The sequence below is a fragment of the Ruegeria sp. D4 genome, assembly GCF_056534475.1.
Map to the genome: position 1 here is coordinate 177,283 of NZ_JBQFPJ010000005.1, position 15,788 is coordinate 193,070.

The 15,788-nt window shown below is 57.2% G+C and carries 13 protein-coding genes and 1 pseudogene; 2 read left to right on the forward strand and 12 right to left on the reverse strand.

Annotated elements, in window-relative coordinates; all coding sequences use genetic code 11:
* Entirely contained in the window at positions 1 to 1,035 is a 1,035-nt protein-coding gene (locus tag ACR0MI_RS10100; protein WP_170614671.1) for an LLM class flavin-dependent oxidoreductase, read from the forward strand.
* A gap of 9 nt (positions 1,036 to 1,044) precedes the next feature.
* Positions 1,045 to 2,523 (forward strand): aldehyde dehydrogenase, encoded by a 1,479-nt coding sequence (locus ACR0MI_RS10105; protein WP_170614514.1) that lies wholly within the window; start codon positions 1,045 to 1,047, stop codon positions 2,521 to 2,523.
* A gap of 293 nt (positions 2,524 to 2,816) precedes the next feature.
* Here ACR0MI_RS10105 and ACR0MI_RS10110 read toward each other — a convergent pair.
* From ACR0MI_RS10110 to ACR0MI_RS10165, 12 genes and pseudogenes are all read right to left on the reverse strand, one after another.
* Positions 2,817 to 3,522, reverse strand: a pseudogene (locus tag ACR0MI_RS10110) (IS6 family transposase).
* 94 nt (positions 3,523 to 3,616) lie between these two features.
* Positions 3,617 to 4,624: a LacI family DNA-binding transcriptional regulator gene (locus tag ACR0MI_RS10115; RefSeq protein WP_480854272.1), complete on the reverse strand. Its 1,008-nt coding sequence runs from the start codon at positions 4,622 to 4,624 to the stop codon at positions 3,617 to 3,619.
* 5 nt (positions 4,625 to 4,629) lie between these two features.
* On the reverse strand, positions 4,630 to 5,799 hold the full coding sequence (locus ACR0MI_RS10120; protein WP_170614512.1) for a dihydrodipicolinate synthase family protein: 1,170 nt from the start codon (positions 5,797 to 5,799) through the stop codon (positions 4,630 to 4,632).
* A 4-nt stretch (positions 5,800 to 5,803) separates the two neighbouring features.
* On the reverse strand, positions 5,804 to 6,112 hold the full coding sequence (locus ACR0MI_RS10125) for a Dabb family protein (RefSeq protein WP_170614511.1): 309 nt from the start codon (positions 6,110 to 6,112) through the stop codon (positions 5,804 to 5,806).
* Positions 6,113 to 6,114: 2 nt separating this feature from the next.
* Positions 6,115 to 7,701 (reverse strand): GMC family oxidoreductase N-terminal domain-containing protein, encoded by a 1,587-nt coding sequence (locus ACR0MI_RS10130; protein WP_170614510.1) that lies wholly within the window; start codon positions 7,699 to 7,701, stop codon positions 6,115 to 6,117.
* Between the two features lie 16 nt (positions 7,702 to 7,717).
* Positions 7,718 to 8,476, reverse strand: coding sequence for a 3-ketoacyl-ACP reductase (locus ACR0MI_RS10135; protein ID WP_170614509.1), 759 nt, complete (start codon positions 8,474 to 8,476; stop codon positions 7,718 to 7,720).
* Positions 8,473 to 9,963, reverse strand: coding sequence for a GMC family oxidoreductase (locus ACR0MI_RS10140; RefSeq protein ID WP_170614508.1), 1,491 nt, complete (start codon positions 9,961 to 9,963; stop codon positions 8,473 to 8,475). The genes ACR0MI_RS10135 and ACR0MI_RS10140 overlap by 4 nt, the downstream gene beginning before the upstream one ends.
* Positions 9,960 to 11,072 carry a sn-glycerol-3-phosphate ABC transporter ATP-binding protein UgpC gene (locus tag ACR0MI_RS10145; RefSeq protein WP_170816696.1) on the reverse strand — a complete coding sequence of 371 codons (1,113 nt, stop codon included), beginning with the start codon at positions 11,070 to 11,072 and terminating at the stop codon, positions 9,960 to 9,962. Before ACR0MI_RS10145 ends, ACR0MI_RS10140 begins: the two co-directional genes overlap by 4 nt.
* Positions 11,073 to 11,078: 6 nt before the next feature.
* The gene (locus ACR0MI_RS10150) at positions 11,079 to 11,960 is read right to left on the reverse strand and encodes a carbohydrate ABC transporter permease (RefSeq protein WP_068340098.1); all 882 of its coding nucleotides are present in this window, start codon (positions 11,958 to 11,960) and stop codon (positions 11,079 to 11,081) included.
* Positions 11,960 to 12,853 carry a carbohydrate ABC transporter permease gene (locus ACR0MI_RS10155; RefSeq protein ID WP_170496900.1) on the reverse strand — a complete coding sequence of 298 codons (894 nt, stop codon included), beginning with the start codon at positions 12,851 to 12,853 and terminating at the stop codon, positions 11,960 to 11,962. The genes ACR0MI_RS10150 and ACR0MI_RS10155 overlap by 1 nt, the downstream gene beginning before the upstream one ends.
* 101 nt (positions 12,854 to 12,954) lie before the next feature.
* A complete protein-coding gene (locus ACR0MI_RS10160; RefSeq protein WP_170614504.1) occupies positions 12,955 to 14,205 on the reverse strand; it encodes an ABC transporter substrate-binding protein in 1,251 nt (416 codons plus the stop codon).
* Between the two features lie 56 nt (positions 14,206 to 14,261).
* The gene (locus tag ACR0MI_RS10165) at positions 14,262 to 15,785 is read right to left on the reverse strand and encodes an aldehyde dehydrogenase family protein (RefSeq protein ID WP_170680586.1); all 1,524 of its coding nucleotides are present in this window, start codon (positions 15,783 to 15,785) and stop codon (positions 14,262 to 14,264) included.
* Between the last annotated feature and the right edge of the window lie 3 nt (positions 15,786 to 15,788).

The window sequence follows — 15,788 nt, forward strand, 5'->3', positions numbered from 1 at the left end:
ATGGAGTTTTCTCTATTTGCACACATGGAGCGGCTGAGCCCCGATCAGCCCCATGAGAAGCTGTATGAAGAATTCATTGAGCTGTGCAAGATGGCCGATGAGGCCGGAATGCGCGCTGTCTGGACTGGCGAGCACCATGGCATGGACTTCACCATCGCGCCCAACCCGCTGATGTCACTGGTGGATATTGCACATCACACCAAAAACGTGCGGCTTGGCACCGGTACAGTGATTGCGCCATTCTGGCATCCGATCAAGCTGGCCGGCGAAGCGGCAGCGGCCGACCTTATGACGGGCGGTCGAATTGAGCTGGGCATCGCGCGCGGTGCCTATTCCTACGAGTATGAACGGATGATGCCCGGCATGGATGCGTGGGAAGCCGGCCAGCGTATGCGCGAAATCGCCCCCCTCCTGCCCAAGCTTTGGGACGGTGACTGTGCGCATGACGGAGTGTTCTTTCAATTCCCGGCCACCACCTCGGCCCCCAAGCCCGTACAACCCGGCGGGCCGCCCATCTGGATCGCGGCGCGGGATCCAAACAGCCATGAGTTCGGCGTACAGAACGGCTTTAACATCCAGGTTACGCCGCTGTGGCAGGGCATGGAGGAAATAGAAACGCTGATGGGTCGCTTTGAAGACGCCTGCACAAATTACGAAGGCCCGCGCCCCAAAATCATGCTGTTGCACCACACCTATGTTGGCCGCGATGATGCTGACCTGGGTCAGGCCGCAAAGGATTTATCCCGCTTCTACAATTACTTCGGGGCCTGGTTCCAAAACAAGCGGCCAGTCCAACAGGGCTTGATCCAGGAATTGACGGACGAAGAGATGGCGGCCAATGCTATGATGGCCCCGGAAAACCTGGCTCGTGATCTGACCGTCGGTACTGCGGATGGGGTCACGGACCGTCTGAAACGCTACGAAGACCTTGGCTATGATGAGTATTCGTACTGGATCGACAGCGGCATGAGCTTCGAGCGCAAGCGCGCGTCGCTGGCGCGTTTCATCGACGACGTAATGCCAAAGTTTCAGTGAGGCTCGATCATGAACCAGAAACCACACTTTCAACTCTATATTGACGGCGAATGGACCGAAGGATCGCGCGGACAGGTGATGAGTTCGCAAAACCCCGCGACGGGTGAGGAATGGTCCAGTTTCGCCTGCGCTTCTGAAGATGACGTGGGCCGCGCCGTTTCTGCGGCGCGCCGGTCCCTTGATGACCCGACGTGGCGCGACATGACGCAAACCGCACGCGGCAAACTCCTGTACAGGCTTGCGGACCTGATCGAACAGAACGCCAAACTCCTGGGCGAGCTCGAGACAAAGGACAGCGGAAAGCTACTGGCCGAAACCGCAAGCCAGACAGCCTATGTCGGTGATTATTATCGATACTATGCAGGGCTCGCAGACAAGATCGAAGGTGCGGTCCTGCCGATCGACAAACCGGATATGCATGTCTTTACCAGGCGCGAACCCATTGGCGTAGTGGTCGCGATCGTGCCCTGGAATGCACAGATGTTCCTTACCGCAACCAAGCTTGGACCGGCTCTTGCGGCAGGGTGTTCGGTCGTTCTGAAAGCATCAGAAATTGCACCCGCTCCGATGCTGGAGTTTGCGCGGCTGATCGATGACGCGGGTTTTCCGCCCGGTGTTGTTTCCGTCATAACAGGCGATGCCGAGAATTGTTCGATTCCCCTCACCCGGCATCCCGAGGTCGACCGGATCGCGTTCACTGGCGGACCGCAGACAGCACGCCACGTGGTGCGCAACTCGGCTGAAAACTTTGCGGTAACCACGTTGGAATTGGGCGGCAAGTCTCCGATCATAGTTTTTGATGATGCCAACCTGGATGGCGCTGCAAACGGCCTGATTGCAGGAAACTTTGGTGCCTCAGGCCAAAGCTGCGTGGCTGGGTCACGCGGGCTGATACATCGTCCGGTGCTGGATACCCTGGCCGAAAAGATCGAAGAGAAGATGAAGGGCGTCGTTATCGGGGATCCTTTGGAACAAGCCACCCATATCGGCCCGCTTTGTACCGACGCCCAGATTGCCAGAATTCAGGCGACTTTGGCAAAGGCCACAGAACAAGGCGCGCGCATCCGTTTTGGTGGTACGCCACTGGACCGGCCAGGAAACTACATGGCCCCGACGCTGGTTGAATGCACAAGCGCCGAGACAGAGACCCTGAAGGTCGAAATGTTCGGTCCTGTGATGTCCCTTTTGCCTTTCGAAACGGAAGATGAAGCCATCGCATTGGCCAACGACTCGCAGTTTGGGCTTGGGTCCGGCGTTTTCACCGAAAATGTCGCCCGTGCCCATCGTGTGTCATCGCGATTGAAATCGGGAATCTGCTGGATCAACACCTACCGCGCCGTATCCCCAATCGCGCCCTTCGGTGGCTATAATCAATCCGGTTATGGCAGGGAGGCGGGCGTCGAGGCTATTCACGACTATACCCGGACCAAAACTGTCTGGCTGAATACGTCAGACCAGCCAATGTCGGACCCATTTGTCATGCGCTGACCAGACTCTGCTTCACGTTTTGGTCGAAGGGATCCTTCTTTTTGCTTTTCCTGCGCACCGAGTACTCAGAGGGCCGTTTGATATGACGCGAAGCCGAACGATCTTGGGACCGGCGTTGAGGCACATGAATGGTGACTTCCAAATCATCGATAGAGGCTAAGAAAGACCCCACCCCCAGAGCAAACAAAACAATAAGAAGGATTCGCAGAGCAGTTCCGAGTTATAACCTGTTCTGGTGGCGGAGCTGTCAGACGAATTCGAACGTGTCTCTGATAAGCCGGTGACACTGTCTTTTATCTCGCGCCAATTTCGCGCCACTCGGCCAGAGCGGCGGCGCGCGTCAGCATGAAGGTGTCACGGCTGGCTAGCGATTTTTCCGGGTTGAAGTGGTTATAGATGCAGGAGTGGACGGAGGCGCATTTCTGTAAGCTTCGCATGCGCCTGAAACGTTGCATGGCGCGTTCGCGTCGTTGAAACGGGAGAAGTGATTTCTCGACGCAGTTGTTGGGCCACCTGCCGTCCTTTGTTTTTGAGAGCACCCAATTTTCTGAGCGCGGCCTTACAGGGTGCAAAACAGTCGGTCACGATCTCATCGACACAACTATGGCGCTTCAATAACTTCTTGAGGACTTTCAATGCTGCAGCTTTGTTTCGGCGTTTGGTGACAGCGGCTTTCAGCACCTTGCCTTCGTGATAAACGGCCCGCCAAAGGTTGTGTCTCTTGCCATTCACCTTCAAAAAAACCTCATCCATGTGCTGCTTCGGTTTCGAGAATGCGAGCAGTTGCTGGGCTCGCTCTTGCCTGGTCTCGGAGGCAAACATCGGGCCGAACTTGTTCCACTAAAATCGGACGGTTTCGTGGCTTACCTCAATTCCCTGTACACGCACTAGATCTTTCACGTTTTGAAGCGGCAATGAGAACCGAACGTATAGCATTACAGCCAAACGAATGACCTCTGGGCTCGTCTTGAAGTAATTGAATGGCGACTGTTTAATCATGCGCGAAAGCTACGAAAGCACCCTGCCCGCCTCAACCCAAGTTATTCTGACAAGACGCTAGGAGCTTCTCGACAAGGGCCGGTATAACCTTATGCTATACTGTGTCTTTCGTGGTTTGCCGCAAAACCAAGCGCGTTGAAGTGCGTGTGTGCCGCGCTGGCGCGACTCCATCCTGCAGCCACAGCAAAACAGTGTCCGCGACTTTTTCTCCAAACTCGGATACGCCGCAACGTACTGTAGACAAAGCTGGCCAGCATTCTGATGCTTCCTTGATGTCGTCGAAACCGACAATCTGAAACTCCGTGCCAATCTTTACCTGAGCTTCATGGCAGGCATTAATCATCCCAAAAGCAACAAGATCATTGAAACAAACTGCGGCATCGCACGCCGGTTGCTCCTTGAAGAGGCTGACTGTTGCCTTATGTCCAAATGATCGGCTGGATTCCCCTGTTTTAACAACAGGCTGCAAGTGGTTGTCTTTCATTGCTCTGATATAGCCGGACAGTCTTTCCTGAGTGACTTCGGCGCCATCCAGACCACCGATGAAGGCGATGTTCCGCGCGCCCGTTTCGATCAGGTACTGCGTTGCCGCGCGTCCTCCTTCTGCGTAGTCAGGGGCGATAAAGGGAAATCTGCCCGTTTCGCTTTCAACCTGTCGCAAGACTTGCATCAAAGGGATGCCAGCTCGCTCGACCGCGGACAGGGTGTTTGAGACATCGCCATAAGCAGGCGATAGGATCAAGGCGGAAACCCCATGCTCCAGCATCGCGCCCACCACCTGATCCTGAAGCTCGGGGTCTTCGTTTGTATTAGCCACAACAACCGCATAGCCTCGGGACCCCAGTGCCATCTGCAAGGAAGTCGCAAACTCAGTAAAAAATGGGTTGTTCAGGTCGTTGATAACCAAGCCTATGAGCGCCGTTCCCGTGGATCGCAGATTTGCCGCCGACCGGTTGTAGACATACCCAATCTCTTTCATGGCGGCATGAACCAGCTTGCGTGTCTCTGGCTTCACCTGCTGACTGCCCTGCAAAACAAGGCTGACCGTCGACTTGGAAACGCCCGCCGAGTTGGCGACATCTATGATCGTGGGTCTGCGCATTTAGGCTATTGTTCAACTCCATGCAGGTTGAGAAGCGTGGTCATCCGTGCTTTAGCCAGTTCCGGGTCCGAGAGCAAACCGGCCTGATCCGCCAGCCTGAAGACCTGCGCGTAGTGGCAGATGTCGCGGCTGGATTGGAAGCCACCCGGCATGATGAAATGGGACTGCGACCCGTTCAGCCACGCCAAGTACGTAATACCGGCCTTGTAGAACCGGGTTGGTGCGCGGAAAATCTCACGGCTGAGTGGCACCGTCGGCGCGAACAGAGCACTGTAGCGATCCATGTCATTCATCGCAAGCGCCTCAAGCGCTTGGCTGGCGGCTGGAGCGATAGCAGCGAAAATCCCAAGAAGAGCATGGGAAAAATGTGTTCCATCCCCGACAATTAGGTCCGCATAGTTAAAATCGTCCCCGGTATAAAGGCGTACACCTTCCGGCAGCCGAGCGCGGAAGGCTTCTTCGTGCGCTTGGTCCAGCAAAGAGATCTTGATTCCGTCAACTTTGGCAGGGTTTTCCTTGATCAAGGACAGCACAAAATCACTGGCCGTATCAACATCCGCACTGCCCCAATAGCCCTTGAGCGCAGGATCGAACATGTCCCCCAACCAATGGAGAATTATGGGTACCGCAGCCCCATCGATCAGCGTGCGATAAACATCATGGTAGGTGTCCGGACCCGCATCGATAGCTGGGAAGGCGCGTGACGCCATAAGGATCAATTGCCCTCCGACGGCTTCAATCGCCTCGGCCTGATGCTCGTAGGCTGACAGGATTTCACCCGCTGTGTTCAACGCGCTCAGCGGCAAGTGATCGGTCCCTGCCCCACAAGCCACCCGAGGCGACAACGGGTGTGCCTGCGCAGCCTTCATCGTGCGTTGGATCAATTCCAACGCGGTCTCCCAATCGACCCCCATACCCCGTTGCGCGGTATCCATCGCCTCGGCCAGGCCCAACCCCTGATCCCAAAGCCCCTGACGAAAACTCAAGGTCGCGTCCCAGTCAACGGCCGGGCGTCCATCCCAAGGGCTACGTTCTGCCAGCGGGTCTGAAACCACATGCGCTGCTGCAAAGGCCGTCCGCGTCAGAGGCACTTGCGGCGCACGCGGCACCAATGGCGTCCCAGTCAGCGCATAGGGTTCAAGCTTCCCTTCGGGATTTGGCAAAATCAGTTTCATTGTTTCAAACCTCCAAATCCAGAACCAGAATACCGTCGATACCGCCTACGGCGTTCTCGACAAGTTGCGCGCCCAACGCCTTGTGTTTTTCGTTGTTCTGATACGTCTCCAGCGCCGCCCAATCGTCGAAATCGATTACGAACCCATGCATGTATCCGCGTTCGATCTGCTCGGGACTTTTACTGCGCCCCCCGGTGAACCCGCTGGCGCCGGGAAGGGCCTCAGATACTGCTGCGAGGCCCTTGTAGATGACTCCGATGGTCTTTTCGGTCACGTCGGGGCGAAATTTGGTCAGTACGATGTGGCGGATCATTTTCAGAAGCCTTGATCTTTTTTGATCATGTCAGCAGCCTTTTCGCCGATCATAATTGTCGGTGCGTTGGTATTCGATGAATTGACCGTCGGCATGATCGACGCGTCCGCGACGCGCAGCCTTTCGATCCCGTTGAAGCGCAGACGCGGATCCAGCACCGCTTCGGCATCACTGCCCATTCGGCAGGTTCCAGCGCAGTGGTGCGAGGTTTTGGAATGTACGCAGATAAAGTCGAAATACTCCTGCTTGGTCTTCACATCCGGACCCGGCAAGCGTTCGGCCAAGATGTACGGCTTCAGCGCATCCTGTGCGAGGATGTTCTGCACCAGCTTTAGACCCCGAATGGACATCTCGCGATCATAAGAATCCGCCAGATAGTTGGGATCGATCAGCGGCATGACCGCGGGGTCTGAGCTTTGCAACCGGACGGTTCCGCGTGACCTTGGGCGCAGGAAACAGGCGTTCAGGGTAACTCCACCATTGGGCATCGCCTCGACCCCTGCCTCGATTCCGGTGCCAAGCCCCAGATGCATTTGAAGGTCAGGTGAGCGCGCATCCGGATCGGCGTACCAGAACCCACCCGTTTCAAACAGACTGGACGCGACCGGTCCCTTGCGGGTGAAAAGATATTGCAGGCCTGCGAAGGCTGAAAGGTGCAGCTTAGCGTAACGGTCGTAGGTGTGCGGGCCGGTCACTTCGCAGATCGAGTACAAGTCCAAATGGTCTTGCAGGTTCGCGCCGACCTGAGGTTGATGATAAACCGCGTCGATACCAAGACTGTCCAAATGATCCGCTGGCCCAATGCCCGATAGTTGCAACAAGCGCGGTGAACCGATGGCACCCGAGGAAAGAATGACTTCTTTCGCGGCGGAGATCTTGTCCCCGTTCACCATCTCGACTCCAGTCGCCCTGCCCTTGTCCACAATGATGCGGCGGACTTGTGCGCCGGTGCGCACCGTCAGGTTCGGGCGGCTGCGGTTGGGCGCAATAAACGCCATCGCGGTAGATGAGCGCCGCGCGTTGCGCTGGGTCAACTGATAGTACCCCGCGCCATCCTGTTTCGCGCCATTCACATCGCGTGTTTCAGGAATCCCCAATTCCCCGGCGGCCTTAATATAGGCGTCGCAGATTGGCAGAGGTGCTGCGGGCATGGACACGCCCAGCGGTCCGCCCTTGCCGTGGAATTCGTCTTCATAAGTGTCATTGTCTTCGGACTTTTTGAAATAGGGCAGCACGTCAGCATAGCTCCACCCCTCGCACCCCATCTGTCGCCAGTCATCGTAGTCCTGCGCCGCGCCTCGTGTGTAGATCTGCGCGTTAATTGCCGACCCGCCGCCAATCACCTTGGCCTGCGTGTAGGTGAAAACCTTGTTCTGCATATGCTTTTGCGGAACCGTGGACCAACCCCAGCTGCCGATGCCCTTGGTCATTTTTGCAAACCCGGCGGGCAGGTGAAAGAACGGGTGGCGGTCGGTTGAGCCGGCCTCTAACAACAGCACTTTCGCCGACGGTTCTTCGGAAAGGCGCGCGGCGATAACCGAACCTGCCGAGCCGCCTCCGGCAACAATGAAATCAAATCCTTCAGACATTCTGATGTGCCCTGCGTTAAAGACGTGAGATCGACAGACCGCCGTCCACCGGGATGGCGGCGCCGTTGGCAAAATGCATCTGCCCCTGAACCAGCGGGACAACGACGGCCCCGATGTCCTCGGGCTTACCCCAGCGTGCTGCGGGAACAAGACCGCCTTCGATACGGTCGGTGTACTTGTCGCGCACGCCCGCCGTCATCTCAGTCGCGATGATGCCCGGTCGCAGTTCAAAAACGCCGATGCCATGGGGGGCCATGCGCACCGCGAATAGCTGGGCCATCATCGCCGCGGCCGCTTTGGACACGCAGTACTCGGCCCGTTCAATCGACACCATCGTGGCACTGACTGAGGTTACAAAGGTTATCGAACGATAGGTGGCTTGCGGCTGCTCCAACATGCGCCGGGCCACATCCTGCGCCAGAAAGAACGCGCCGCGCAGGTTGATATTTTGCACGAAGTCCCAGTTTTCAGGCGTCAGATCCAGCATGTCGCCACGTACCGGTGCCCCGACACCAGCATTGTTGATCAGGGCTGTGATCGGCCCCAACTCGGCTTCGATCTGGTCCAGCAACACCGGTACGTGATCAATGTCAGACACGTCGTGCTGCACATAAATCGCGTTTGGGCCAAGCTCGGCCAAAGCCGCCTGCACAGCCGGTTTTTCAGGTGCCGATCTAGAGGCCACCGCGACCCTGTACCCCGCCGCAATCAAAGCGCGGGCCACCCCAAGGCCAATACCCTGCTGTCCTCCGGTCACCAATGCTGTTCCGGTCATACGGAAAACTCCGTTTCAATAATGTGACGACCCGCCCTGAGCGCCAGCGCGGCTATCGTAAGGGCCGGGTTAACCGCAGCAGACGTCGGAAGGACAGAAGCGTCGACAATGAATAGGTTCTTGTGGTCGTGGCTTCGGCAAAACGTGTCGACGACACTGCTGTCCGGGTCGTTGCCCATCCGGGCCGTGCCGCATTGATGCGACGGTGTGCGCCGATCAAATGGTCGAGAAAGTATCACAGGAAACCCTGCCTGTTTCAGATGCGCCTTTAACCGTGCGACAAGGGCCTCGTGCGCTGCCCAATTCGAGCGTTTCCAGTCCAGTGTGATCTGGTCTCCTTCGACCGTAACCCGGCTGTCCGGGTTCGGCAGGTCCTCGGACATGGCATAGAAATCAAAACTGCGATCGGCGATTAGCGCTGCAATCGGCCCCGGTAGGTGAGATTGCGACGAAAGGATCGGCCCGGTGATCTTTCCCAGCATCTGAATATTGCCCAATGGCAAACCACCCTGCCCGTCGCTGTTGTAATAATCGTTAAACATCAACGTTTTCTGATAGACTGCTCTGTTTCGACGCAACGGATGAAGGGCCAGCACCGCCGAACAATTGTGGTTCATAAAATTCCGCCCGACTTGATCGGACCGATTGGCAAGACCGGTTGGGCAATTGTCATTCGCGGACTGCAGCAACAGGACCGAGGACTGAACCGCGCCTGCTGCAAGCGCGATGACCGGCGCGCGCAGGGTACCGTGGCCGTCAACCTCGACACTCGTAACGCGACCATCGTCACCAACCGTTAGTTTTCGGACACGCGCACCAGTCAACAGTTCGACATTCCCGTGCTTCATTGCCTTGGCGATCGCACAGGTTTCGGCATCCATTTTGCCACTGCATGTATTGGGAAACGCATCCCAAGTCGTTTGCCCGGCCTGCAACCAGGTATCGATATCCACGCCCAACGGTACTGAGGATGGCGTCAGGCCTGCGTGGCTTAGCCGGTTTCTCAGGTCTGCAATATCAACCTCATCCGGCACAGGTGGGTGCGGGTAACCCCTACTGTGCGGCGGTTCGGTGGGGTCTTCTTTAGTGGTGCCACGCGCGTCGTAAAGCTGTTCTGCGGTGGAGTAATCCGTCTCCAGCACTTCGTAGGAAATGGGCCAGCCGAGCGAATGACCCCCCATGTGCTGACGCGGCGCAAAATCCTCTTTCCGATAGCGGATCAAAGCTGCGCCGTAGAACTTGGAATTGCCACCAACGCAGTAGTAGTTTCCGGGGTTGAAAGGCTTGCCTGCTCCATCCAGCCATGTTTCATCGGGGCGGAAGTGCCCATTGGCAAAGATCGCCCTTGGGTCTCGATCCTGAGGTGAGGGCTGCAACCGCTCTCCCCTTTCAAGGATCAGAATACGACGGCCAGACGGAGCCAACGCCGCAGCCAGCGTTGCCCCCCCGATACCCGACCCAATGATTATAACGTCAGCCCTTTTCATGGAAGGATCCGCATCTCGCTTTCCGGATCAAAGGCCACTGCCTTTTCCATGTTCACCGCAAAGTTGAAATCCTGTCCCGGTGCAACCTCGGCATCCGAGCGCATACGCGCGATCACATCTCGGCCGCCCAATTGCATCGAGACGAAGGTGTCCGATCCGGCAGGCTCCGTCACCACGATACGGTTGGTCATCTGCGCGATGTTCGACGACTTTCTGTCCGCACCATCCATGTCAGTGATCGTCTCAGGCCGGATGCCCAGCAGGATATCACGACCGTCCCAAGCGGCCAGATTGTCCTGACTGAATTGAAGTTGCGCCATAGATCCATCGTGAACGGCGACCTCGGCATGAGGGCGACCATTCAATACTGATACTTTGGCCGGCATCACGTTCATTGCGGGCGAGCCCATGAACGTCGCGACGAAGATATTCGCGGGCGTGTCATAGATTTCCTGCGGCGTGCCCAGTTGCTGCACGTAGCCGCCGTTCATCACAGCGATGCGGCTTGAAAGCGTCATCGCCTCGATCTGGTCGTGGGTCACGTAGACGATGGTGGTCCCGAGGTTCTGATGCAGCTTCTTGATCTCGGTTCGCATGTCGACCCGAAGCTTGGCATCAAGGTTCGAGAGCGGCTCATCGAACAGGAAGACATCAGGGTTTCGCACCAGCGCGCGACCCATTGCAACCCGCTGACGCTGACCACCCGACAACTGCCCGGGCTTACGATCCAGCAATTGCTCAATCTGCAACAGCTTTGAGACTTCCTGCATCGCTTTTTCGCGTTCAGGCTTGGGCACCCCGTGCATCTCAAGCCCGAATGTGATGTTCTGCCCCACGGTCATGTTGGGGTAAAGCGCATAGCTTTGGAAAACCATGGCGATGTTGCGGTTCGACGGGTGCACCCCGTTCATAACTTGATCTTTGATGCGGATTTCGCCGCTGGTGATCTCTTCCAGCCCCGCGATCATGTTCAGCAAGGTCGACTTGCCACAGCCCGACGGGCCGACCAGCACCAGGAACTCACCCTCCTGCACCGAGATATCGACTTTGTGCAGAACCTCGACCGCTCCGTAGGATTTGGTCGCGTTGTCTATGTCCAGAAAACCCATGAGGCCTTATCCTTTCACGGAACCCGCCATCAGGCCGCGGACGAAGTACCGTCCGGCCACGATGTAGACGAGCAGAGTTGGCATGGCGGCCAGAATGGCGCCTGCAAAATGAACGTTGTATTCCTTAACACCGGTGGAAGACTGCACGAGGTTGTTCAGCGCAACGGTCATCGGTTGGCTGTTGGCATCGGCAAAGGATGCACCGAACAGGAAGTCATTCCAGATGTTGGTGAACTGCCAGATGATCGACACCACTGCGATCGGCCCGGAACTGGGCAGAAGGATGCGCCAGAAGATCTGGAAGAACCCGGCCCCATCAATCTGGGCAGCCCGGATAAGCTCGGTCGGGAACACGGCGTAGTAGTTGCGGAAATACAGCGTGGTGAAGCCAATCCCATAGACCACGTGCACCAGTGCCAGACCCCAAGTCGTGCCCGCCAGCCCGATGATACCCAGCATCCGCGCCATCGGGATCAGCACGATCTGGAACGGGATGAAGCAGGCGAACAGCATCAACCCGAATAGAATGGTGTCATACTTGAAGCGCCATTTGGTCAGCACATAGCCGTTCAGCGCGCCGAGGATGGTCGAGACGATCACCGCCGGAACCACCATCTTGATCGAATTCCAGAAGTAGGGTTTCAACCCTGTAGGATCGACGCCGATCTGCGCCGACGACCACGCCTTTAGCCAGGGCTCAATCGTGAACACCTGTGGCAGGTTCATCATGCCACCGCCGGTGATCTCCTCTAGCGGTTTCACCGAGTTTACCAGCATGACGTAAAGCGGCAGCAGGTAGAACAGACCGAACAGCAGCAGCACCAGATAGATCAACGTGCGCGTGACGCGGCCAGTGCGGATTGCGGTATCCTGAGTTGCTTGGGACATCAGCGTTTCTCCCGCAATTCGGCATAAAGATAGGGGATCATGATCGCCGCGATGGTCATCAGCATGATCGTGGCCGAGGCCGCGCCGATCCCCATCTGGTTCCGCGTAAAGGTGTAGGAATACATAAAGGTCGCGGGCAGTTCGGTCGCACGGCCCGGTCCGCCTCCCGTCAACGCAATCACAAGGTCAAAGGTCTTGATCGCCAGGTGGCTGAGGATCACGAAGGCTGACAGGAATGCAGGGCGCAGTTGCGGGATGATGATCCGGCGATAGAGGTTCCAGTTCGAGGCCCCATCCATCTGCGCGGCCCGAAGGATTTCATTGTCGATCCCACGCAGGCCGGCCAGAAACATCGCCATCACGAAACCGCTGGTCTGCCATACGGCCGCCAGAACAACCGTGTAGATTGCGTAATCCCGGTTCTTGATCCAGTCGAACTCGAAGCTGGTCCAACCCCAGGTGTGCATCACATTCTCAAGGCCTATACCCGGGTCAAGAAACCATTTCCAGGCGGTACCCGTGACAATGAAACTTAGCGCCATCGGATACAGGTAGATCGGGCGCAACAGCCCCTCGCCGCGGATTTTCTGATCAAGGAAGATTGCCAAACCCAGCCCGAGGCAGGTGCAGATCACGATATACAGGCTGGCGTAGATGCCCATATTGATCAGCGATGTTTCCCAGTGGCTGAGCCGCCACAGCTTATCGTAGTTTTCCCACCCGACCCAACCAAAGGTCGGCAGAATGCGGCTGTCAGTAAAGGACAGGTAGACCGAAAACAGAATGAAACCGTAGACAAAGACCGTCATCATCGCGATCGATGGGGACAGGACCAGCTTGGGAATCCAGTTCTGAAGGCGTGTCTTGAAATCCGCGTCGGCTGAACCAGCCATGGCGCGCCCTCCTCGTTCGGGTAGTTGTAGGTCGGAGCGTTAGCGCCCGCTTGGTGACAGGGCGGCCAACCCGCCGCCCCATCGGGAGGATCACGATAAGATCACTTGGCGATCGAAACTGCGTCGACCAGTTCAACCACAGCAGTCTCGCTGTCATACTCGCCGTTGAAATGGGCTGTGACGACGTCATAGACCGCATTCTTCACTGATGCCGGCGCGGCATGGCCGTGCGCCATCGAACCAAACAAGTTGCCCGACGAAGCCGCTGCTGCCAGATCCTTCATGCCCTGTTGGCCGCAAGCATCCAGATCACTGCCATCCACGTCAGTACGAGCCGGGACAGAGCCCTTCACCTTGTTGAAAGCAATCTGGAAGGATGGTGAAAGGATCGCGCTGGCCAGCGCGGCCTGTTCAGCCGACACCGAACCGCCCTGATCGAACATCATGAACTGGTCAGCATTGAATGTGACCTGATCCTGAGTACCCGGGAATCGGAAGCACAAAAAGTCCTCACCCGGCACTTTGCCCGCGTTCAGGAATTCGCCTTTGGCCCAGTCACCCATCATCTGGAAACCGGCTTCACCGTTGATGACCATTGCTGTCGCCAGGTTCCAGTCGCGGCCCGAGAAATTCTCATCCACGTTGTCGCGAATGAACGCCATACGGTCGAACGCTTCCTTCATGGCGTCGCCACCAAGTGTTTCCTCGTCCAGGTCAACGAAGGCTGCTTTGTAGCCATCGGGCCCAAGTGTCGACATCGCCACAGCATCGAAGATGGTCGCATCCTGCCAGGCCTGACCACCATGCGCGATCGGTGTGACACCGGCAGCTTTCAACGCCTCAACCGCCGCGACGAATTCGTCCCAGTTGGTGGGCTGTGCAATACCGTTAGCGTCCAGCACCGCTTTGTTCGCCCAGACCCAGTTGGTCGAGTGCACATTGACTGGTGCCGAGACCCATTTGCCGTCATGCTTGGCAAAGGCCTTCAAAGCATCCGGGACGACATCATCCCATCCTTCTTTCGCTGCGACCTCATTCAGATCAGCCAGCGCGCCCTGATTGGCCCAGTCCAGAATGTCGAAGCCCAAAGCCTGAACAGCAGTCGGCGCGTTACCGGCAGTCACACGAGCCCTCAGAACGGTCATCGCCTGTTCGCCTCCACCACCCGCAACGGGCATATCGGTCCAACCGATTCCCTGCCCGGACAGGTCTTCCTTGAGAACATTCAACGCTGCGGCCTCGCCACCTGAAGTCCACCAGTGCAGAACTTCCACGTCTTCCGCGTGCGCAAGGCTGGTCGTGCAGAGCAGACCGGCCACAAACAGCGATTTTGTCTTCAGCAGTTTACGCATTCTTGTTTCCTCCCTTAATGCGTTCTTCTTATTCGGGACCAATCCGGTGCCCGGTCTTAATCTTGCGGAACCCATGGCGCTCGGCTGTTGCCGATGCGCATGACTACTGATTTCACTTCGAAGAATTCCTCGAACCCGTAACGTCCGATTTCCCGCCCCTGCCCGGATTGTTTGAACCCACCGAAGGCGACCTCCGGGAATCCGTCCATCCAGGTGTTGGTCCAGACCGTTCCCGTTTCTGCACGACGGGCGAACTCAAGGCAGGTGTGAACGTTTTGGCTCCAGACCCCTGCCGACAGACCGTAAGCGCTATCATTGGTTAGCGCGATTGCTTCGTCCAGTGTTTTGAAGGTCAAAACGGACAGAACCGGTCCAAATACCTCATCGCGGGCGATGGGCATTTCTGGCGAGACGCCAGAAATCACTGTCGGCTGGTAGAACTGATCACCCAGACCATCGACCTCTAGCGGCTTACCACCCAAGTCTATAGTCGCGCCGCACGCTTTCGCTTGTTTGACATAAGCGTCTATCTTTGAGTTGTGCTCGGGCGTTACGATAGCTCCGACTTGCGTCGTCGGGTCCAATGGATCGCCAAATTTGACCTTGCGCGACAAGGCAACGACACGCCCTCGGAAATCGTCGGCGATGTCTTCGTGCACAATGATGCGACTGCTTGAATTGCAGCACTGGCCGACATTGAAATAGATGCCAAACACAACGGCATCCGCCGCTGCATCCAGATCGGCATCGGGAAAGATGACCTGCGGGTTTTTGCCCCCAAGCTCGAGCGCGACCTTTTTGAGCGTACCAGACGCAACTGCGCTGATCGTCTTGCCCACGGCTGTCGAGCCGGTAAAGCTGACCATATCCACGCTCTTGTGACCGGACATCAAGCTCCCGACGGGAACGCCATAACCAAGCACGATATTGCAGACACCGGCGGGCAATCCTGCTTCGACCAGCAACTCGCCGAGCATCAAGGTCGTCGACGGCGTCATCTCGGATGGCTTCACGACGACAGTACAGCCTGCGGCCAGTGCAAATGGCAGTTTCTGGCTGAGGATCCAGAACGGAAAGTTCCAAGGTGTGATGATCGACACGACACCGATGGGTTCTTTCAACACGACACCCATCATGTCCATGCCAAGAGTATTGTGACTGTCGCCGTGGGTGCTGCGTGCCAATGAGGCCGCATAGCGCCACAGATCTGCGGCACCGCCAACTTCGCCCTTGGATTGACTGATCGGCTTGCCGCTTTCCAGTGTTTCGATCAGGGCAATCCGGTCAACGTTCTGCTCGATCAAATCGGCGACTTTCAGCAAGACGGAGGCGCGTTCCTTGCCCGAAGCACGGCTCCAGGCACCGCTGTCGAACGCCTTGCGCGCCGCCTGGATCGCGGCCTGGGTCTCAACCTCTCCCCCCATGGCCGAACGGCTGACGATGTGGCCGTGCGAAGGAGAGCGGCGCTCGAACGTCTCACCCGAGGCGCTGTCCTGCCATATGCCATTGATGAGGTGCCGGCCTTCAAACAGAGGCGGCAGCTCGAACGGGATGGCAGGGTTGATTGCGATGTCTTTCATAAT

What these genes read in the sequence shown, in the direction of transcription:
- ACR0MI_RS10130 (WP_170614510.1), bottom strand. Translation starts at nt 7,701, where the DNA reads ATGTCTGAAGGATTTGATTTCATTGTTGCCGGAGGCGGCTCGGCAGGT.
- ACR0MI_RS10145 (WP_170816696.1), bottom strand. Translation starts at nt 11,072, where the DNA reads ATGGGTTTTCTGGACATAGACAACGCGACCAAATCCTACGGAGCGGTC.
- ACR0MI_RS10100 (WP_170614671.1), top strand. Translation starts at nt 1, where the DNA reads ATGGAGTTTTCTCTATTTGCACACATGGAGCGGCTGAGCCCCGATCAG.
- ACR0MI_RS10105 (WP_170614514.1), top strand. Translation starts at nt 1,045, where the DNA reads ATGAACCAGAAACCACACTTTCAACTCTATATTGACGGCGAATGGACC.
- ACR0MI_RS10155 (WP_170496900.1), bottom strand. Translation starts at nt 12,853, where the DNA reads ATGGCTGGTTCAGCCGACGCGGATTTCAAGACACGCCTTCAGAACTGG.
- ACR0MI_RS10150 (WP_068340098.1), bottom strand. Translation starts at nt 11,960, where the DNA reads ATGTCCCAAGCAACTCAGGATACCGCAATCCGCACTGGCCGCGTCACG.
- ACR0MI_RS10120 (WP_170614512.1), bottom strand. Translation starts at nt 5,799, where the DNA reads ATGAAACTGATTTTGCCAAATCCCGAAGGGAAGCTTGAACCCTATGCG.
- ACR0MI_RS10140 (WP_170614508.1), bottom strand. Translation starts at nt 9,963, where the DNA reads ATGAAAAGGGCTGACGTTATAATCATTGGGTCGGGTATCGGGGGGGCA.
- ACR0MI_RS10135 (WP_170614509.1), bottom strand. Translation starts at nt 8,476, where the DNA reads ATGACCGGAACAGCATTGGTGACCGGAGGACAGCAGGGTATTGGCCTT.
- ACR0MI_RS10125 (WP_170614511.1), bottom strand. Translation starts at nt 6,112, where the DNA reads ATGATCCGCCACATCGTACTGACCAAATTTCGCCCCGACGTGACCGAA.
- ACR0MI_RS10115 (WP_480854272.1), bottom strand. Translation starts at nt 4,624, where the DNA reads ATGCGCAGACCCACGATCATAGATGTCGCCAACTCGGCGGGCGTTTCC.
- ACR0MI_RS10165 (WP_170680586.1), bottom strand. Translation starts at nt 15,785, where the DNA reads ATGAAAGACATCGCAATCAACCCTGCCATCCCGTTCGAGCTGCCGCCT.
- ACR0MI_RS10160 (WP_170614504.1), bottom strand. Translation starts at nt 14,205, where the DNA reads ATGCGTAAACTGCTGAAGACAAAATCGCTGTTTGTGGCCGGTCTGCTC.